This window comes from Thauera sp. SDU_THAU2 (assembly GCF_038260575.1).
GTDB lineage: Bacteria > Pseudomonadota > Gammaproteobacteria > Burkholderiales > Rhodocyclaceae > Thauera.
In genome coordinates this window covers 2,279,053-2,300,287 of the sequence record NZ_JBBWUN010000003.1, presented here as the reverse complement: position 1 = coordinate 2,300,287, position 21,235 = coordinate 2,279,053, and the positions used below count along the sequence as shown (strand labels likewise).

The following is a 21,235-nucleotide window of genomic DNA, read 5'->3' as shown; positions in this document are numbered from 1 at the left end:
TGCTCTCTCCCCCCGCTGTAAACCGAATGCCATCCTAGTTCTCCTGCTTGCGAATCAGGTGAATTAGCAGTGGGCCGCCGAGCAGCACGCACAGGATGCCGACCGGCACCATGCGCCAATTGGCGATCAGGTCGGCGCCGCACACCAGGCTGGCGCCGACCAGTGCCGACAGCGGCAGCAGGCGGCGGTGGACCAGGGCGCCGGTCTGCGCGCGCAGGCTGAAACGCACCAGATGCGGCGCGACCAGGCCGATGAAGGCGAGCGGGCCGGTGGCCGCCACGGCGGCGGCGGTCAGCAGCACCGCCGCCAGGCCGAACAGCAGCCGCCATGCGGTGGCGCGCACGCCGAGGGCGGCGAGTAGGGTGTCGTCGAGCATCAGCAGGTCGAGCAGCCGCGCGCAGGCCGCGCCCAGCGCGAGGCCGAGCAGAACCCAGGGCCACAGCAGATGCACGTGCTGCCAGGTCCGGTTGGCCAGGCTGCCGGTCAGCCAGTAGTAGATGCCGTTGGCTTCGACGTTGGAGGACACCAGCAGCAGCGTGATCGCCGCGGCGAAGAACAGGTTGACGCTCATGCCGGTCAGCGTCAGGTACAGCGGCTGCAGGCGCGTGCGGGCGGCCAGGCCGAAGGTGAGCAGCGCGGCGAACACGCCGCCGGCGATGCCGCACAGCAGCATGCGGGCGGCGGGCAGATCGAACAGCACGATGCTGGCGACCATGCCGAACGCGGCGCCGGCGCTGACCCCCATCAGGCCGGGTTCGCCCAGCGGATTGCGGGTGATGGACTGGATGATCGCGCCGGCCATGCCCAGGCCCGCGCCGGCCAGCACGCCGACCAGCAGGCGCGGCAGGCGCAGTTCGCGGACGATGAAGGCTGCGTTGTCGTCGGCGCCCGGCAGCAGGGCCTTGGCCACGGCATGCGCCGACAGGGGAAAGTCGCCCAGCAGCAGCGTGCCAGCCGCGCCCAGGCACAGCAGCAGCGCGCAGGCGGCGATCAGCGGGTGTGTGGCGGTAGCTGCGGCCGCCGCCGCGTGGCGAAGCGCGGGCATCGCGTTTCAGCGCGCGAAGCGCATCGCGCTGGCACGTGCGCCGGCCGGGATGTCGTCGGGCGGGGGGAACTGCGCCGGGTACAGCAGGTGGGCCAGTTCGCGCAGCACCATGTCGCGCGCGATCGGGCCGTGGGGCATCACGTACTGGTCGCCGACGCGCCAGGCACGGCCATTCTTCACCGCCTTCAGGCGCGGCCAGATCGGATGGTCGACGAACGGCCCCTCGTCGCCCTTGAACGAGATGATGACGTCCGGGTCGAGGCCGAGCAGGTTTTCCAGCGTGATCGCGGCGGAGTCCGGCGAAGCCAGTTGCGGGGTCGGGCTGGCACCCTGCACATTGGTCGCGCCCAGCCGCGCAATGATATGGGTGGAGAGATGATGGTCGTAGAAGGCGAACGGCACATCGGCCCAATGCCACAGGAACACCACGGTGAGGCCGCCCGGCGCCCGTTCGGCGTACTCATCCAGTGTTTCCAGGAACGCCGCGTTGAGTGCCTCGCCGCGTGCGGCGTTGCCCAGCGCGATGGCGGCGCGCGTCACTGCGTGCAGAGAATCGTCCAGCGTGATCAGATCGAAGGCGAGGAAGCGGCCGATTTCCTCGAACTTCTTCTCGAATGGTTCGGTATAGGTGCGCAGGCCGATGATCAGATCGGGCGCCAGCGTAGTCAGCACTTCCAGATTGGTCTCGTGCACCTCGCCCAGATTGACCGCACCGCGGGTCGCGTCGCCGAGAAAGGCGGACTGCTTGTTGTTCAGCGTCGACAACCCATCCACCTTACGCCCCAGCGCGGCCAGTAGATCGGCGCCGAAGGTGGACACCGAGGCCACCGAACGGGGCGGGTGCTCAACGGTCACCGGCTTGCCCCGGTCGTCGACGATCGTGACCGGATAACCTTGTGCGACGGCGGGTGTGCTGCCGAGCGCGGCGGCGGCCAGCAGCGCGATCAAGGCGGCGCACAGCGGCTGTATGGAAAAAGAGCATGGGCGGGGCGGGGCGCGTGCATGGACGATCCGGGCTTGCAGTCGGGATAGGTGCCAGTATTCTTTTCGCGCGGCACGCCCACTACCCGAATCGGTAATCATTTCAATATGCATCGCGCACCGATCCGGGTGGCGGGGCTATGGCGGCCTGTCTAAGCTGGAGCGACTTTCCGCAAGCCGGACCGCTACCCCATGGAACACTCCCAGGACCGCGTCGATACTTGGCGTCTGTTGCGCCTGCTGACGGTGGGGCGCCGCGCGCGCCTGTTCGCGGCGCTGCCGGTGACGCTGGTGGCGGTGCTGGCTGAGCTGGTGCCGTTCTGGCTGCTGTACCGCGCCATCGAAACATTGATCGTGGCGCCACACACGCTGGCGGCGACGCTGTACGAACTGGCCGCCTGGCTGGCCGCCGCGCTGCTGCTCAAATATCTGGCCTATGGCGGCGCCTATGTGCTCAGCCATCACGCCGCCTACGACATCATGGCGGCGATCCGGCGCCGCTTGGTCGTGCATCTGGCGCGCGCGCCGCTGCACTGGCTGCACGAGCGCGGCGCGGGGGCGCTGAAGCAGTCGGTGATCCAGGATGTCGAGCGCATGGAAGCTTTCCTCGCCCATCACACGGTGGAGATCGCCGCCGCGGTGATGGCACCGCTGTGCGTGGCCGCGCTGCTGTTCTGGGTGGACTGGCGCCTGGCCCTGGCGGTGCTGTCGGTGGGGCCGCTGGCGCTGGCCTGTAGCTGGGCCTTCATGCGCGGCGCGGGGCGCGATCACGATCAGTTCAGCCGCGCGACCGCGGAGCTGAACAACGCCACGGTCGAATACGTGCGCAACATGCCGGTGATGAAGGTGTTCTGCCGCGCCGCGGCCGATTTCCGACTGCTGCAGCGACGCCTGGCGGATTACTACCGCTTGGCCGAATGCATTACGCGCCGCACGGTGCCGGGCTGGTCGTTGTTTACCAGCGTGCTGGGCGCGCATCTGCTGTTGCTGCTGCCCCTGGGCGCCTGGCTGCATGGACGCGGCGAAGTCAGTGCGGCCCAGGTCGCGGTGGCGGTGATTCTGGGCGCCGGGGTGTTCCGCCCCTTGTTGAAGGTCAGCCGCTTCTCCATGGAAATGCCGGAAATCTTCGCCGGCCTGCGCCGCATGGCGCCGATCCTGCGTCTGGCGGAAACGCCCCGCCTGCCGGCGGCGGTGACCGCCGGGCCGCTGCAGGTGGTGCTGTCCGGGGTCGATTTCCGCTACCGCGAGCGGCTGATACTGGCCGATGTGAGCTTGACGCTGGCGCCGGGCAGCTTCAACGTGCTGGTTGGCCCGTCCGGTTCGGGCAAATCGACGCTGGCGCAGATCGTCGCCGGGGTGCTGGCGCCGCAGGCCGGGCAGGCCACCCTGAACGGCCGCCCGGCCACCGAGCTGGCTGACGAGGAACGGGCCCGCCTGGTGGCGTTCGCGACCCAGGACGTGTTTCTGTTCAGCGGTTCGGTGCGCGACAACCTGTGCCTGGCCCGGCCGAGGGCCAGCGAGGACGAGATCCGCCGGGCCGTGCGCGCAGCTCAGGCGGAGGATTTCATCCTCGGCCTGCCGGCGGGCTTCGACACCCAGGTCAACGAACTGGGCGCACGCCTGTCCGGCGGCGAACGCCAGCGCCTTGCCGTGGCGCGGGCCCTGCTGGCCGATACGCCGCTGCTGGTGCTGGACGAGGCCACCGCGTTCGCCGACAGCATGACGCAGCGCGCCTTCTTCGAAGCCTTGCGCGCCACCTATGCCGACAAGACGGTGCTGGTGGTGGCGCACCGGCTGTATGGCATCGAGCGCGCTGATCAGGTCCTGATCCTAGAGGCCGGCCGATTGACCGACCGGGGTACGCACGACAGCCTGCTGCGCGAAAGCGCGTACTACCGCGCCATGTGGCGCTGCGAGGCATTGGGCGAGGCGTGGACGCTCGCGCGCTCGGCGGCGGACACGGGCGGCGAGGGCGAGCCGACGCGGCCCGCGGAGATGGCGAATGGATGAAGGCGCGGAGAATGGGGTCGATGGCGAAGTGACGGCGTGGCGCAGCGTGCGCCGCATCATGGCGCGCAGCGGCGCCGCCGCCGGGCCGTTCTGGCTCGGCTTGGGCCTGCGCATCCTGGAGCGCTGCTGCGAGCTGCTGCCCTATCTGCTCGCCTATCTGTGGCTGCGCGCGGTGCTGGCCGACCCCTGGCCGGGATTCGCCTGGGCGGCCGAGCCGCCGGCGCTGGCCGCGGCGCTGGCGGGTGTGTTCGGCCTGCAGTGGCTGCTGGCCTATCACGGCCAGCGCCTGTGCTTTCTGGGCAGCTACCGCATCATCCAGGCTTACCGCGCCGGGTTGACCGACCACGTGCGCAAGTTGCCGCTCGGCCTGCTGCGCAGCCGCCGCGTGGGGTATCTGGCCGATCTGCTGACCGACGACGTCAACCGCGTGGAATCGATCTTCACCCACGTCTCGGCGGATCTGGTGGCGGCGCTCGGGCTGGCGCTGACCACCATCGCGCTGCTGGCGTGGGTGGACGGGCGCCTGGCCGCGGCGCTTCTGTGCGTGGTGCCCGTGGCGGTGCTGGCGCTGACGCTCAGCCGCCGGGTGTTCGAACGCGCTGGACTGCGCAAGCACGCACGCTACCGCGAAAGCGCCGGCCTGCTGGTGGAATTCGTCGGCGGGCTGGCCACGCTGCGCCTGTACAACCGCAGCGGCGACTGGCTGCAGCGGCTCGACCGCAGCTTCGAGGCCCTGCGGCGGCTCAGCCTGGACATCGAAAAATGGGGCGGAGGGCCGGTCACCCTGTACCGGCTGTGCGTCGAAGGCGGCCTGCTGTGTCTGCTGCTGGCCTGCGCCTGGCTGGCGCGCCCGGCGGACGCGGCGGCGGTGGACTGGCTGCTGTTCTTCCTGCTCGCCTACAAATTCATCGGCCCGCTGCTGGAGGCGGCCGAATACCTGCTCGTACTGCGCTACGCCTGCCAGAGCGAAGTCAAGCTCGACGAGCTCTGGCGCACCCCGGCGCTGCCTGAACCCGCGCATGCTGCGTCGACGGCCGACCATACGGTGCGTTTCGATCATGTTTCGTTCGCCTACGACGGCGCGGCTGCGCTGCACGACGTCAGCTTCACCGTGCCCGAACGTACCGTCACCGCCATCGTCGGGCCTTCCGGCGCGGGCAAGAGCAGCCTGCTGCATCTGTTGGCGCGCTTTTACGACCCCCAGCAGGGGCGCCTGTCCATCGGAGGGCTGGACCTGCGCGAGATCGGCAGCGAACGCCTGTACGGCCTGCTCGGCATGGTGTTCCAGCAGGTGCAGTTGTTCGACGGCAGCATTATGGACAACGTCCGCGTCGGTTGCGAACAGGCGAGCGACGAGGCGGTGCTGGCGGCCTGCGCGGCGGCCGACTGCGACGCCTTCGTCCGGCGTCTGCCCGAAGGCTATCGGACGCGCGTTGGGGAGGGGGGCATGGGCCTGTCCGGCGGTGAGCGCCAGCGTCTGTCGCTGGCCCGCGCGCTGCTCAAGCAGGCGCCGCTGCTGCTGCTCGACGAAGTCACTGCGGCGGTCGACGCCGAATCGCAGCGCGCCATCCAGCAGGCCGTCAACCGGCTGGCCGCGCACTGCACCGTGATCATGGTGGCACACCGCCTGCAGACGGTGCGGGAAGCTGACCAGATCGTGGTGCTGGACCAGGGGCGCGTGGTTGAACTCGGCACGCACGAGCGCCTGTTGCGCGCCGGCGGGCTGTATGCACGCATGTGGGCGGCGCAGGAGGCGTCCGGCGAGGTGCCGGGCGCCGCCGCGTGCCATGGGGTGGGGCATCCCGCAAGGGCACAAACGATGGGTGGTGTCGTTTGAAATTGTTAGAGGTCGTTTGAAGCGGGTGTCGTGACCCGGCCGCCTTCTTCTTACCCTCGGCTCCTCCCCCGCCAGACAAACACTCCCGTACATCCCTCACATCGCGGCTCTGGCGTCAGCCGTTACAGAAATGTATGCCGGATACGGGTTTTCCTGTCCCGTTTCGAGTAGTCGCCTATTTAAGTGGATGTATATGATTTTCATTAGTGTTTTTATGATTATTTGCATTAATGAATGCAGGAGGCATGATGGATACGCGCCACCACGAAGCCGATGCGCTCGAACAGCATTACGCGCGCCAGGGCTACCGGCAGCCTCACACACTCGGGCAGTTGCTGCGGCAATGGGCCGCGCAGCATGGCGAAGCGACCGCCCTGGTGGCGGGGACCACGCGGCTGTCCTACGCTCAACTGGACCTGAAGGCCGACCGCATGGCGGCCGGTTTCGCCCGCCTCGGCGTCGCCCGGGGCGACCGCGTGCTGCTGCAACTGCCCAACGACGCCGCGTTCGTGGTCTGCCTGTTCGCCCTGCTGCGCCTCGGTGCCTGGCCGATCATGGCCATGCCAGCGCATCGAGAGAAAGACGTCGCCGCGCTCTGCCAGTTGGCCGAGCCGGTCGCCTACGTGGCGCCGCGCACCTTCCTGGGCTTCGACTATCTGCCGCTGGCCGAGCGCGTCAAACGCAGCCAGCCTGCGCTGCGGCACATCGTGTTCGACGGTGACGCCGGCCCGTGGACGGCGCTGGCGGCAGTGGACGAAACGCCGCGCGAGCTGCCCGCGCCGGCCCATACCGACACCGCGCTGCTGCTGCTATCGGGCGGCACCACCGGCACGCCCAAGCTGATTCCCCGCAGCCATGCCGATTACGCCTACAACGCCATCGCCTCGGCGCGCCTGTGCGGCCTGTCGCGCGATGCGGTGTATCTGGCGGCACTGCCGGCGGCGCACAATTTTCCGCTGGCCTGCCCGGGCATCCTGGGTACGCTGAGTGTCGGCGGCCGGGTGGTGATGGCGAAAACGCCCAGCAGCGACGAAGCCTTCGCGCTGATTCACGCCGAAGGGGTGAGCTTCACCGCACTGGTGCCGCCGCTGGTGGCCTTGTGGCTGGAAGCGCGCGAATGGGACCGCACCGATCTGTCCAGCCTGGATCTGCTGCAGGTGGGCGGCGCGCGCCTGGCGCCCGAGCTGGCCGCACGCATTCCGCCGGCGCTGGGCTGCCGGCTGCAGCAGGTGTTCGGTATGGCCGAGGGGCTGCTGTGCTACACGCACCTGGACGATCCGTGGGAAACGGTGGTGCAGACCCAGGGCCGTCCGTTGTGCGCGGACGATGAAGTGCGCATCGTCGGCGCCGACGGCCGGCCGGTGGCCGCTGGCGAGGTCGGCGAACTGCAAGTGCGCGGCCCCTATACCATCCGCGGCTACTACCGCGCGCCGGAGCAGAACGCGCGCAGCTTCACGGCAGAAGGCTTCTACTGCTCCGGCGACCTGGTGCGCCTCACCGCCGAAGGCAACATCGTCGTCGAAGGGCGGGTCAAGGAGCAGATCAACCGGGCCGGCGAGAAGATCGGCGCGGCGGAAATCGAGCGGCCGCTGAGTACCCACCCGGATGTCGAGAGCTGCGTGGTGGTGGCGGTGCCGGACGAGCGACTGGGCGAACGCAGTTGTGCGGTGGTGATCGGCCGCGAGCGGGTGCCGACGCTGGCCGAACTGCAGCGCCATCTCGGCGCGCTCGGCCTGCCGCGCTACAAGCAGCCCGACCAGGTGCTGGCGGTGCCGGCCTGGCCGCTGACCACGGTGGGCAAGATCGACACGCAGCGGCTGGTCGCGCTGGCCCTGCGCCCGCCCGCAGCCGAACATGAGGCTGCCATCGGTGCGCCGCGCCCGTATGCCGAATGCCGCGTCGAGGTCGAGCGCGCACCCATCGATCTGTGCCTGGCGCTGGCACGCGCGGGTCTGGCGGACGATTACACGATTTACGAACAGCCGGACGAATGGTCCATCGGCCTGGGCCGCCTGGTCACGCTGGGCGCCGACGCCGGGCAGGCGTGGCTGACGCGGGCCGGGCAGGCGCGCCAGACGTTCCGCCGGGCGCGCCTGGTGGATGCCATCGCCGCCGCCACGCAGGCCATCGACGTGCTCGATTGGCGCGCCTACGGCGTGGCGCGCTTCGAGCTGTCGCGGGTGTTTCACGGGCTGAACGTGCAGGCGCAGGAAGACCCGCTGCTCGAATTGTTCGTGCCCGAATACGAGGTCCGCATCCGCCACGGCGAGGCCCTGCTGCGCGCCATCGATCCGGCCGCGCTGCCGCGCCTGCAGGCGGCGCTGGCGCAGGCCGACCGGCAGGCCGAGCGCGGCATGCCGGCGCCCGCCGACGCGGCGCTGGTGGACAGCTTGCGCCGCCATCAGCAGGAGGCCTACAAAACCCGTGTCAGCGGCGCGGTGGCGGACATCAGCGCGCGCCGTTACCAGAAAGTGATTCTGTCGCGCCGCATTCCGCTGCCGGCCGGCGTGGACCTGCCGGAAACCTATCGCTGCGGCCGCGCCCGCAATACGCCGGCGCGCTCCTATCTGGTGCAACTCGGCGACTTGCGGGTGGCCGGTTTCAGCCCCGAAACGGTGGTGGAAGTGAGCGCTGACGGCCGGGTCAGCACCCAGCCGCTCGCGGGCACCCGCGCACTTGGCGCGAACCGCGAAGAAGAAGCGCGGCTGCGCGAAGAGCTGCTGTGCGACGCCAAGGAGGTGGCGGAACACGCGGTGTCGGTGAAGCTGGCGCACGACGAACTGGCCTCGGTGTGCGACGACCCCGGTGTCAGCGAATTCATGACGGTGTCGCGGCGCGGCAGCGTGCAGCATCTGGCCTCGCGCGTGCAAGGCCGGCTGCGCGAAGGCCGGCACGCCTGGGATGCGTTCGAGGCGCTGTTCCCCGCCGTGACCGCATCGGGCATTCCGAAGCGGGCCGGCATCGACGCCATCCATCGCTACGAGGGCACGCCGCGTGGCTGCTACAGCGGCTGCGTGCTGATCGTCGACAGCCACGGCGCGATGGATGCCGCCCTGGTGCTGCGTTCGATCTACCAGCGCGGCGGCGAAAGCTGGCTGCAGGTGGGGGCTGGCCTGGTCGCCCAGTCCACCCCCGAGCGTGAACTGGAGGAAACCAACGAGAAGCTCGGCTGCGTGATCAAGCACCTGGTGCTGAGCCCGGCCAAGGTGGCGGTCGGCACGGAGGTGGTGTGATGAAGCATTCTTCCGCCACGACCCTCGTCTCGCAGCTTCAGGCGCTGGTGCCGGTGCCGCTGGCCGGCCGCGAGGACGATAACCTGATCGAAATGGGGCTGGATTCCCTGCACGTCATGCGCCTGGTGAATGCCTGGCGCAGCCGGGGCGCCAGGGTGACGTTCGCCGAACTGATCGCCCAGCCCACCCTGCGCCACTGGCTGGCCCTGCTCGAAGCCGCGCCGTTGCCGGTTGATGCACCGCCGCCGTCCGGCGTGCCGGATGCGCAGGACGGCCCTGACTCGGCCTTCGCCCTGACCGACGTACAGCATGCCTACTGGATCGGCCGCCAGGACGGTCAGGTGCTCGGCGGCGTCGGCTGCCATGCCTACGTGGAACTCGATGGCCACGGGGTGGACCAGGTACGGCTGCAGACGGCGTGGCGGCAGGTGTTCGAGCGCCATGCGATGCTGCGCACCCGCTTCACCGACGCCGGCCGGCAATACGTCGATGAGGCGCTGCCGGCGCCGGTGCTGGCGGTGCACGACTTCAGTACGCTGCCGGCCGAGGACGCCGAGGCGCGCACGCTGGCGCTCAGGGAGGCGCTGTCGCACCGGCGCCTGCGGGTGGACGCCGGCGAGGTGGCGGGGCTGGCCTTGTCGCGGCTGCCGCGAGGGCGCACGCGCCTCCACGTGAACGTCGACCTGCTGGTGGCCGACGTCCACAGTCTGCACATTCTGCTGCGCGATCTGGCTGCCGCCTATGCCGGCGAAGTGCCGCCGGCCGATCCGGCATGGCGCTTTTCCCGCTATCTGGCGATCGAGGCCGAGCGCCGGCGGCCGCAGCGCGAGGCGGCGCGGCGCTACTGGCAGGACGCCCTGGCCGAACTGCCGACCGGGCCGCGGCTGCCGCTGGCGAAGACCCCGGCTGCCGTCGGGCGGCCGCGTTTCGTGCGCCGCAGCCACCGCCTGACGGCGCCGCGCTGGCAATCGTTGCGCGCTTTCGCTGCCGCCAACCAGGTCACCGCGGCGATGGTGCTGGCCAGTGCCTATGCCGAAGTGCTGGCGCGCTGGAGCGGCGATACGCAGTTCTTGCTCAACATGCCCTTGTTCGACCGCCAGACTGAGCATCCCGGCATCGAGCACGCCGTTGCCGATTTCACCAATCTGCTGCTGCTGCGCTGCGACTGCCGCAAGCCCGTGTCCTTTGCCGAGCGCGCGCGGCGCATCCAGCGGCAGTTCCATCGGGATGTCGCACACGCCGCCTATTCGGCGGTCGCCGTGCAGCGCGATCTGGTCAAGCACGGGCGCGCCGAGGGTGTCGCGGCGCCGGTGGTGTTCGCCTGCAACCTGGGCACGCCCCTGCTCAGCGACACCTGCAAGGCAATGCTGGGCGAACTGGGCTACATGGTGTCGCAGACACCGCAGGTGTGGCTGGACCATCAGGTCTATGAAGACGAGACGGGCCTGCTGCTGGCCTGGGACGCGGTCGAGGGTCTGTTCCCCGACGGCCTGATCGACGACATGTTCCGCGCCTATTGCGGCCTGCTCGAACGGCTGGCGGCAGACGCGGCGCACTGGCAACAGGCGCCGTCGTTGCCGCTGCCGGCCGCTCAGGCGGCGGTGCGCGAAGTGGTCAATCGCACCAACTGGGCGCACACGGCGCAGCCCCTACACGCAGGGCTGTTCGCCGTGGCGGCGGAGACGCCGTCGCGTACCGCACTGATCGCCGGCGAGCGCAATGTGAGCTATGGCGAACTGGCCGAACGGGCGCTGCGCGTGGCTGCGCTGCTGCGCGAGCGTGGGCTGGCGCCGGGCGAGCCGGTGGCGGTGAGCCTGCCGCGTGGTGTCGATCAGGTGTGCGCGGTGTTCGGCGTACTGGCCGCCGGCGGCTGCTATGTGCCGGTGGGCATGCATCAGCCTCCAGCGCGCCAGGAGAAGATCCACGCCAGCGCCGGCATCCGCTGGGTGCTGGGCGACGCGGTCCACCTGAATGAAGCGGTTCGTGACGGGACGACACGGCTGGACCTGGCCGAGGCGTGGCGTTTCGCGCCGCTGCCGGGTCCGGTGACGGTGCCAGCGGAGGCACGCGCCTATCTGATCTTTACTTCGGGCTCGACCGGCGCACCCAAGGGCGTGGCGATGACGCACGCGAGCGCGGCCAACACCATCGACGCACTCAATGCGCGCTATGGCGTGGGCGAACACTGCCGGGTACTGGCGGTGTCGTCGCTGGACTTCGACCTGTCGGTACGACCTGTTCGGCGTGCTGGGTGTGGGCGGCACGGTGGTGGTGCTCGACGAAGCGCAGCGTCGTGATGCCGGGGCCTGGCTGGATCTGATCCACCGCCACGGCGTGACGCTGTGGAACTCGGTGCCGGTGCTGCTGGACATGCTGTTGGTGATGGCCGAGGCGGACGGTCGGCGGTTGCCGTTCGAACAGGTGTTTCTGTCGGGCGACTGGATCGGCCTGGACTTGCCGGCACGGCTGCTGGCGCACAGCGCCCCCGAGGTGAAGCTGGTGGCGATGGGCGGGGCGACGGAGGCGGGCATTTGGTCGAACGCCTTCGACGTGCGCCTGCCGCTGCCGTCGCACTGGCGCTCGATTCCGTACGGGCGGCCGCTGCCGAACCAGCGCTACCGGGTGGTCGATGTGCAGGGCCGGGACTGCCCGGACTGGGTGGCGGGGGAATTGTGGATCGGCGGTGCGGGGCTGGCGCTGGGTTACTGCGGCGACGCGGCCTTGAGCGCGGAGCGCTTCGTTGAGTGTGGTGAAGGCGGGGAGGGCAGCCGCTGGTACCGCACCGGCGACCGGGGCCGCTACTGGCCGGACGGCACGCTGGAGTTCCTGGGCCGCGAGGACCATCAGGTGAAGGTGCGCGGCCACCGCATCGAGCTGGGCGAGATCGAGGCGGCACTCAACGGGCTGGCGCAGGTGTCGCGCGCGGTGGCGGTGACGGTGGGGCAGCCGGCAGTGCTGGCGGCGGCCTACGTACCGACGAGCGGTCACGAACACGACGCAAGCGAAGCCATCCGCACGGCGCTGGGTGAGCTGCTGCCGGACTACATGCTGCCGTCGAATCTGCTGGCGGTGGTGGAGCTGCCGCTGAGCGCCAACGGCAAGGTGGACCGCAAGGCGGTCGCGGCGCTGCTGGCCGAGCACGGCGCGGGGGGTGAAATACCAGCGGTGCTGACGCCGCCGCGCGAGGGCAGGGAGCAGCGCGTGGCCGAGGTGTGGTGCCGGGTGCTGGGCTGCGAGCGCATCGGGCGCGAAAGCGGCTTCTTCGCGCTGGGCGGCGACAGTCTGCTGGCGACCCAGGCGGTGGCAGCGCTGCACGAACAGGGGCTGGGCGCGGAGCAGACCTTGCGGCTGCTGTTCGCGAAGCCCACGCTGATGGATTTTGCGGCAGCCTTGCACGAGCGGGCGGATGTGCCCCGCATCGAGATCCGCGCCGACTTGGCGCAGCGCCACGAACCCTTCCCGCTGACCGAGGTGCAGCGTGCCTACTGGATGGGGCAGTCGCCAGGGCTGCCGCTGAGCTGCGGCACCCACTACCTGCTGGAATTCGACGGCGGCGAACTTGATCTGCCGCGCTTGCGCCGGGCCTGCGACGCGCTGCGGGCGCGCCACGAGATGCTGCGCGCGCGGGTCGACGACGAAGGCCGCCAGCGCATCGTGCCGGCGGCCCAGGCCGGCGGCGTGCCGGTCAGCGTGGCCGACGCGGCGGACTTGCAGGCCGCGCGCGAAGCCGTGCTGGCATGGTGGCACGCGCATACCCGGCAGGCGGACAAGCTCAGCTTTGCCGCGCACGTCGTGCGCTATGGCGGGCCAGGGCAGACCGGCAGCACCGGGGACGCGCCGCGCTGCCGCCTGGGGCTGCTGTTCAACTACCTCACGCTGGACGGCTACAGCATCAAGCTGCTGATCCAGGAGCTGGCCACGCTGTACCGGGCGCCGGACACCGTGCTGCCGGCGATCGGCATCTCGTTCCGCGATTACGTGATGCAGGTACGGCCCGATGCCGAGGCGCTGGCGCGCGCGGAGCGCTACTGGCGGGCGCGGCTGGCCGACCTGCCACCGGTGGCCACATTGCCGCTGGCCTGCGATCCGCGTGCTCTGGTCGACGGGCGCTTCTCGCGCCGCACGGCGCGGCTCGCCGAAGATGCCTGGCAGCGCCTGAAAGCCTCGGCGCGCCGGTATGGCATCACCCCGTCGGTGCTGATCCTGGCGGTATATGGCGAAGTGCTCGGCCGCTGGAGCGGCGGTGGTGCGCACACCCTCAACCTGACTCTGTTCGACCGCCAGCCGGTCCATGCCGACGTCGGCAAGCTGGTCGGCGACTTCACCTCGCTGGCGCCGGTCGTCTGCCGTCCGGCGCCCGGTGCCAGCCTGCTGGTGCAGGCGCAGCAGATGCAGTGCGAGATCGCCGAGGCGCTGGCGCACCGGGAGATTTCCTCGATCTGGGTGCAGCGCGAACGGGCGCGCGGCATGGAACTGACCGCCGCCGCGCTGCCCATCGTGTTCACCAGCACCCTGGGCATGTCGGACAAGCTGTTCGACGATAGCGATGCAGATGGCGACGAGGGTGGTGATGGGCACGGCCGTGCAGCCTTCCCGGATCTGGCCGGCGGCGGGCTGTCCGAGACGCCGCAGGTGTGGCTGGACCATCAGATGTACGAGCATCGCGGGGCACTGCTGATTTCCTGGGATGCGGTGGACGCCTTGTTCCCCGCGGGTCTGCTGGACGACATGTTCGCCGCGCTGATGCAGTCGCTCGAACGGCTGGCGGCAGACGAGGGCCACTGGCAGCAAGTACCGTCGCTGCCGCTGCCGGCTACCCAGGCGGCGGTGCGCGAAGCGGTCAATCGCACCGACTGGGTGCACACGGCGCAGCCCCTGCATGCTGGGCTGTTCGCCGTGGCGGCGGAGACGCCGTCGCGTACCGCGCTGATCGCTGGCGAGCGCAATGTGAGTTATGGCGAACTGGCCGAACGGGCGCTGCGCGTAGCCGCGCTGCTGCGCGAACGCGGGCTGGCGCCGGGCGAGCCGGTGGCAGTGAGCCTGCCGCGCGGTGTCGACCAGGTATGCGCGGTGTTCGGCGTGCTGGCCGCCGGCGGCTGCTATGTGCCGGTGGGCATGCATCAGCCGCCAGCGCGCCAGAAGAAGATCCACGCCAGTGCCGGCATCCGCTGGGTGCTGGGCGACGCGGCGCATCTCGATGACGCGACCTGCGAAGGCACGACGCGGCTGGACCTGGACGAGGCATGGCATTGCGCGCCGCTGCCGGGTCCGGTGGCAGTGGCGGCGGAGGCGCGCGCCTATCTGATCTTCACCTCGGGCTCGACCGGCGCACCCAAGGGCGTGGCGATGACGCACGCGAGCGCGGCCAACACCATCGACGCACTCAATGCGCGCTATGGGGTGGGCGAACACAGCCGGGTGCTGGCGGTGTCGTCGCTGGACTTCGATCTGTCGGTATACGACCTGTTTGGCGTGCTGGGCGCGGGCGGCACGGTGGTGGTGCTCGACGAAGCGCAGCGGCGCGATGCGGGCGCATGGCTGGCGCTGATCCACCGCCACGGCGTGACGCTGTGGAACTCGGTGCCGGTGCTGCTGGACATGCTGTTGGTGATGGCCGAGGCGGACGGTCGGCGGCTGCCGTTCGAACAGGTGTTTCTGTCGGGCGACTGGATCGGCCTGGACTTGCCGGCACGGCTGCTGGCGCACAGCGCCCCCGAGGTGAAGCTGGTGGCGATGGGCGGGGCGACGGAGGCGGGCATCTGGTCGAACGCCTTCGACGTGCACCTGCCCTTGCCGTCGCACTGGCGTTCGATTCCGTACGGGCGGCCGCTGCCGAACCAGCGCTACCGGGTGGTCGATGCGCAGGGCCGGGACTGCCCGGACTGGGTGGCGGGGGAATTGTGGATCGGCGGTGCGGGGCTGGCGCTGGGTTACTGCGGCGACGCGGCCCTAAGTGCGGAGCGTTTCGTGGAACGGGAAGGCAGCCGCTGGTACCGCACCGGCGACCGAGGCCGCTACTGGCCGGACGGCACGCTGGAGTTCCTGGGCCGCGAGGACCATCAGGTGAAGGTGCGCGGGCACCGCATCGAGCTGGGCGAGATCGAGGCGGCGCTCAATGGGCTGGCGCAGGTGTCGCACGCGGTGGCGGCGACGGTGGGGCAGCCGGCAGTGCTGGCGGCTGCCTACGTGCCGACAGCCGGGGACGAACAAGACGAAGCCATCCGCACGGCGCTGGGTGAGTTGCTGCCGGACTACATGGTGCCGTCGAATCTGCTGGCGGTGGTGGAGCTGCCGCTGAGCGCCAACGGCAAGGTGGACCGCAAGGCGGTCGCGGCGCTGTTGCGCGAACGGGGCGCGGATGTACGCCCCCACGCGCCGCCGCAGGGGCGCTTCGAGACGCAGGTGGCTGAGATCTGGCGGGAAGTGCTGCAGTGCGACGCTGTTTCGCGCCACGACGATTTCTTCCTCATCGGCGGCGACAGCCTGCGTGCCACCCGCATCGTGCAACTGCTCCACGGCCGGCGCGTCAGCCCGGCGCCGGTACCGCTGTTCGTGTTGTTCTCGTCTCCGACCCTCGCCGCGCTGGCCGCCTACGTGCGCGAGCAGTGGCAGGCCCTGGGCGCGGCGGCGAGCGACGAAGAAGCACTCATCGAAGAAGGCATACTATGACTGATCACGCCATCCGCACCGCCGACACCCCCATCGCCGAACTGGTCGCCGAGCTGAACGCCGCCGGCGTGCTGCTGTGGGCCGAAGCGGGGCAGCTGCGCTTCAAGGCGCCGGCCGGCGCCCTGGGCGCTGCGCAGCGCGACATGCTCAAGGCGCGCCGCGCCGAATGCCTCGTCTATCTGTCCGCCGCCGCCGACGGCATCGAGCTCGATCCGGGCAGCCGCCACGCGCCTTTCCCGCTCACCGACCTGCAGCTCGCCTACATCGTCGGCCGCCGCGACAACTACGAGCTGGGTGGGGTCGGCTGCCACAACTACCTCGAACTGGCACTGCCGCCGCTCGACCCGGCACGCCTGGAGCGGGCCTGGCACGGCCTGATCCTGCGCCACGACATGCTGCGCGCGGTGATCGGCAACGACGGCCAGCAGCGGGTGCTGAAGCACGTCAGCCTGCCGCCGCTGCGCTGCGACGACCTGCGCGGACGCGACGAACAGGCTTTCGAGCAGGCCGTGCTCGCCAATCGCCGCGCGATGGCCTTCCGCCGCTACGACGCCGAACGCTGGCCGCTCTACGAGATGCGCCTGAGCCTGCACGATGCGCGCGCGATCCTGCACTATTCGACCGATCTGCTGATCGCCGATTTCGCCAGCATCCAGTTGCTGCTGGCCGAACTGGGCGAAAGCTACCGGCAGCCGGCGCGCACGCCGCCGCCACTGAGCCTGAGCTTTCGCGACGTGGTGATGGCGCAACGGGCGCGGCGCCAGCGCCCGGACGCGCAGGCCCGCCTGCAGGCGCACCGCGACTACTGGCTGCAACGGCTGGCCGATCTGCCCGGTGCGCCGGAACTGCCGCTGGCCCAGGCCGCGCTGCCCGCGCAGGTGGTCGATGCGGGGGCGCCGAGCTTCGCGCGCCACAGCTTCGATCTGCCGCGCGCGCCCTGGCAGCGCTTCTGCACCATCGCCACGCGCCACCAACTGACGCCGACCAGCGCGGTGATGGAGGTGTTCGCCGAGGTGCTGCGGCGCTGGTCGCGGCAGCCCGATTTCTGCATCAACCTGACGCTGTTCAACCGCCCGGCGCTGCATGCCGAGATCCAGCGCATCGTCGGCGATTTCATCGCCATCAACGTGCTCGAAGTGCGCGGCGACAGCGGGGCGAATTTCGTCGAGCGCGCTGGCGCGCTGCAGCACCGGCTGTGGCAGGACATGGCGCACGCGGACTTCAGCGGCATCGAGGTGCTGCGCGAACTGTCGCGGCTGCGCGGCGACAACCAGTTGATTCCGGTGGTATTCACCAGCACGCTGGGGGTGGCCGGCGACGACCTGCCGCGCAACGACTTCATGCACGACGCGCAACTGCACTACGGCATCACCCAGACCCCGCAGGTGTGGCTGGACTGCCAGGCCACCGAGCGCCGCGGTGGCCTGCACGTGGATTGGGACGTGCGCTGCGGGGTGTTCCCGCCGGGTGTCATCGAGCAGGCTTTCGCCGCCTTCGGCGAGGCGATCGCCGCACTGGCGGCGGACGAGGCGGCCTGGTCCGCCGCCGCGCTGGTGAGCTTGCCCGAGGCCACCCGAGTGCAGCGCGAGCGCATCAACCACGAAAAGGATGCGCCGCTGCCGCGCGGCTACCTGCACGGCGGCTTTTGCCGCCATGCGCTGGCGCAGCCGGAACGGCCTGCGCTGCTGTGCGGTGCGCGCCAGTGGCGCTACGGCCAATTGGCCGCGTGGGCGCTGGCGATCGCCCACCGCCTGCGCGAGGCCGGCTGCGCCGCGGGCGAGCCGGTGGCCTTGTTCCTCGACAAAGGGCCGGCGCAGATCGCTGCGGTGCTGGGCGTGCTGCTGGCCGAGGGAGCCTACGTGCCGATCGACGTCGGCCAGCCGCGGGCGCGCCGCGACGACATCCTCGCCGATGTGGGCGCGCGCCTGCTGGTGACCGAGCGCGACCACCTCGACGGCGACTGGCCCGCGGCGCTGCGCGTGCTGTCGGCCGAGGTGGAGGATGAGCAGGAGGAGGGGACGGCGCTCGACGCCGAGGCGCTGCGGCAGGCGATCGCGCGCGGCGAGCAGTGCGACACGGCCGGACGGCTGGCCTACGTACTGTACACCTCCGGCACCACGGGTCGGCCCAAGGGGGTGATGCTGAGCCACCAGGGGGTACTGAACACCATCGTTGGCTTCAACCGCGAATTCGGCCTCCACGCCGACGATCGCATGCTCGGGCTGGTGAACTACAGCTTCGACCTGTCGGTGCTGGACATCTTCTGCACCTTCACCGCCGGTGCGGCGCTAGTGCTGCCGCAGGGCGACTGGCGCAGCGATCCGGCTCAGTGGGTGGCGGCGATCGAGCGGCACCGCGCGACGGTGTGGAATTCGGTGCCGGCGCACATGCAGATGCTGCTGGCCAGCCTCGCGCACGGCAGCGATCTGTCGTCGCTGCGGCTGGGCTTCGTGTCCGGCGACTGGATTCCGGTGACGCTGCCCGAACAGGTGCGCCTGCGCCTGCCGGGCCTGCAGCTCAACAGCCTGGGCGGGCCCACCGAGATCTCGGTGACCTGCATCTACCACCGCATCGGCGAGGTGCCGGCGGGGGCGCGCTCGATTCCCTACGGTTCGCCGCTGAGCAACCACCGCCTGTACGTGCTCGACGAGCGGTTCGAACCGTGCCCGGACTGGGTGCCGGGCGAAATGCTGGTCGGCGGCGCAGGCGTGGCGCTGGGATTCGCCAACGATCCCGAGCGCACCCGTGAGCACTTCATCGTCCATCCGCGCACCGGCGAGCGCCTGTACCGTACCGGCGACATCTGCCGTTTCCGCGACGACGGGGTGATCGAGATTCTCGGCCGCGCCGACAACCAGGTGAAGATCCGCGGCCACCGCATCGAGTTGGGCGACGTCGAAGCCGCGCTCGCCAAGCTGCCGGGCGTGGCCCGCGCGGTGGCGCTGGTGCGCGCCGAGCCGCTGGATTTAGTTGCGGCCGTGGTTGCCGCCGAGCCGTCGGGCGATGGGGTTGATGAAGGCGCGGCGGCGGACTTCGCGGCGCAGTTGCGCCGCCAACTGGAAAGCCTGCTGCCGCGCTACATGCTGCCGGCCGCCATCGAAGTGGTGGCGGAGATTCCACTGAGCCGCAACGGCAAGGTGGACCGCAAGGCGCTGGCGCAGGTCTTCCAGGGCGGCGGCGCGGCGGCGCGCGTGTTCGAGGCGCCGCGGGCCGACGATGCGCTGGAGCAGAAACTCGCCGCGATCTGGCGCGAACTGCTGGGCGTGGCGCGCCTTGCCCGCGACGACGACTTCTTCATCATCGGCGGCTCCAGCCTGAGCGCCGTAGGTCTGCTCAACCGGCTGTCGGAAGAAGGCTTCGGGGTGAACATCGACCTCATCTTCAAGCACCCGGTGTTCCGCGACATGGTGGCCGCGCTGCGCGACGCCGAGGACGAGGAGGAGGCTTTCCGGCGCGGCATCGATCTCGACGCGCTGGCGGCGCAAGCCCTGCGCAACCTGGCGTCGGCAGCGTCGGCGCGGGCGGCCGACGGCGTCACGGAAGTGTTTATGACCGGCGCCACCGGCTATCTGGGTATCTACGTGCTGCGCAGCCTGCTGCGCCACACCGACTACCGCATCCATTGCCTGCTGCGCTGCCGCGACGAGGAAAACGGCTATTTCCGCCTGCGCCAGATGGCCGACGACAAGGGGCTGGCGCTGGAACTGGAGCGCGAACGGGTGTGCATCGTGCCGGGTGATCTCGCCTCCGAGCGTTTCGGCCTGATGCCCGCGGCCTACGACGCGCTGACCATGCGCATCGACAAGGTGGTGCACGTGGCGGCGATGATCAGCCTGATCGCGCCGCTGTCGGGGCTGTACCCGATCAACGTGCAGGGCTCGGCCAACGTCATCGAACTGGCGTCCACCGGGCGGCGCAAGCCGATCCACTACATGTCGACCATCGGCGTGCATTACCGCCTGCCCTATGGCGAGGACGAACCGCCGATTCCCGAGGCGACCGGGCCGGACGCGCCGTGGCACAAGCCCGAGTTGACCTACGAGCACACCAAGTACATGGCCGAGCAGCTTTTCTACGCGGCGCGTGCGCGCGGCCTGCAGGTGAACATCTTCCGCTCCGGCGCCATCACCTGGGACAGCGAGCAGGCACAGCCCTTCATCAACGACGATGCCTTCGTTAAGTTCTTCCGCACCTGCCTGAGTGTGCAGGCCTACCCCGAATCGTCGATCCTGATCAGCGTGACGCCGGTGAACCGTGTCGCCGACTACATCCGCATGATCAGCAGCCGCGACATCGTCAGGCAGGGCGACAACTTCCATCTGGTCTCGCGCACCAGCCTGGCCGGCGCGCAGATCTACCGCTGGTTCAACGAACTGGGCGGGCGTTTCGCGGCGCTCGACTTCGACAGCTGGAACCAGCGTCTGGACGACAGCTTCGGGCGAGGCTTCATCAACCGCTACTTCAAGCACGGCATCGGCCAGGGCGGGCACCACCAGTACCGCATCGACAATCTGCAGGCGGTGTTGCGCGAGCACGGCCTGCAGCCGCACGAAGTGGACAAGCACTACTTCGTGCCGTTGCTGAGACATTTCGGCTGCTGCGCGCCGGCGCGCGGCGAGGAGGCGCTATGTCCCTCGGCCTGAATCTGGAGCCATGCCTGGCGGCCGGGCAACCGTCGCGCGCCTGGTTCCGCGTGCCCGTGCCCAGGCCCGGCGCCGCGTGGCGCATCCTGTGCCTGCCGCACGCTGGGGGATCGGCCAGCTTCTTCCAGCCGTGGGCCAAGGTGCTGCCGGAGGATGCAGAACTGGTGGTGGTGCAGTACCCGGGGCGCGAGGAGCGCATCGAGGAAGCGTGCATCGACGACATGGCGGCAATGGTGGCCGCGCTGGCGCAGGCGCTGGGGCAGATGCCGGCGCTGCTCGCCAAGCCCTATGTGCTGTTCGGCCACAGCATGGGCGCGGCGGTGGCCTACGAACTGTGTCTGGCGCTGCAGCGCCGGCGTCTGCCACTGCCCTGCGGGTTGGCAGTGTCCGCCAGCGAGGGGCCGGGGCGTGCCCGTCCGGGCACGCTGCACAGCGCCGCCGATGCAGCGCTGCTGGCGGACGTCGTGCGCCTGAACGGGCGCCTCGAACATCTGCTGGCCTCGCCGGAACTGGCCGCGCTGGTGTTGCCAGCACTGCGCAGCGACTACCGCCTGATCGAGACCTATGCCGCCGCGCCGCCCGCGTTCGCGCCGGTGCACGTGCCGGTGCTGGCACTGATCGGGCGGGAAGACGGCGAACTGGGCGAGGACGACGCCCGCGCCTGGGCGCGCGTCGGCAGGCGCGGTTTCGCGCTGCAGGCCTTTCCCGGCGGCCACTTCTATCTGTCCGGCTGCTATCCGGCGCTGAGCAAACGGCTGGCGCGCCTGGCCGCCGCGCGGCTGCCGTGGCACCCGGCCGACAGTCCGCTGCCGTGACG

8 protein-coding genes and 1 pseudogene are annotated in these 21,235 nt (G+C 70.1%); 7 read left to right on the top strand and 2 right to left on the bottom strand.

Annotated features, from left to right (window positions below; all coding sequences use genetic code 11):
- Positions 1–34: 34 nt before the first annotated feature.
- Both AAFL97_RS12165 and AAFL97_RS12160 read right to left on the bottom strand, forming a co-directional pair.
- On the bottom strand, positions 35–1,045 hold the full coding sequence (locus AAFL97_RS12165) for a FecCD family ABC transporter permease (protein WP_341645143.1): 1,011 nt from the start codon (positions 1,043–1,045) through the stop codon (positions 35–37).
- Between the two features lie 6 nt (positions 1,046–1,051).
- A complete protein-coding gene (locus AAFL97_RS12160; protein ID WP_341645142.1) occupies positions 1,052–1,993 on the bottom strand; it encodes an ABC transporter substrate-binding protein in 942 nt (313 codons plus the stop codon).
- Between the two features lie 225 nt (positions 1,994–2,218).
- Between AAFL97_RS12160 and AAFL97_RS12155 the strand changes: the two genes are divergently transcribed.
- The 7 genes and pseudogenes from AAFL97_RS12155 (at position 2,219) to AAFL97_RS12125 (ending at position 21,233) form a co-directional block, all read left to right on the top strand.
- The gene (locus AAFL97_RS12155) at positions 2,219–4,036 is read left to right on the top strand and encodes an ABC transporter ATP-binding protein (protein ID WP_341645141.1); all 1,818 of its coding nucleotides are present in this window, start codon (positions 2,219–2,221) and stop codon (positions 4,034–4,036) included.
- On the top strand, positions 4,029–5,873 hold the full coding sequence (locus AAFL97_RS12150; RefSeq protein ID WP_341645140.1) for an ABC transporter ATP-binding protein: 1,845 nt from the start codon (positions 4,029–4,031) through the stop codon (positions 5,871–5,873). Before AAFL97_RS12155 ends, AAFL97_RS12150 begins: the two co-directional genes overlap by 8 nt.
- A 245-nt stretch (positions 5,874–6,118) precedes the next feature.
- Positions 6,119–9,106, top strand: a complete 2,988-nt coding sequence (locus tag AAFL97_RS12145) for a salicylate synthase (protein ID WP_341645139.1) — start codon at positions 6,119–6,121, stop codon at positions 9,104–9,106.
- Positions 9,106–13,647 (top strand): annotated as a pseudogene (locus tag AAFL97_RS24675) (AMP-binding protein); the annotation flags it as partial. The gene AAFL97_RS12145 and the pseudogene AAFL97_RS24675, both read left to right, overlap by 1 nt.
- Before the next feature lie 109 nt (positions 13,648–13,756).
- Entirely contained in the window at positions 13,757–15,775 is a 2,019-nt protein-coding gene (locus tag AAFL97_RS24670) for an amino acid adenylation domain-containing protein (RefSeq protein WP_445954536.1), read from the top strand.
- Complete coding sequence (locus AAFL97_RS12130; RefSeq protein WP_341645136.1) at positions 15,772–20,418, top strand: non-ribosomal peptide synthetase; 4,647 nt, start codon at positions 15,772–15,774, stop codon at positions 20,416–20,418. Before AAFL97_RS24670 ends, AAFL97_RS12130 begins: the two co-directional genes overlap by 4 nt.
- Positions 20,403–21,233, top strand: a complete 831-nt coding sequence (locus tag AAFL97_RS12125; protein WP_341645135.1) for a thioesterase II family protein — start codon at positions 20,403–20,405, stop codon at positions 21,231–21,233. Before AAFL97_RS12130 ends, AAFL97_RS12125 begins: the two co-directional genes overlap by 16 nt.
- Positions 21,234–21,235: the final 2 nt, after the last annotated feature.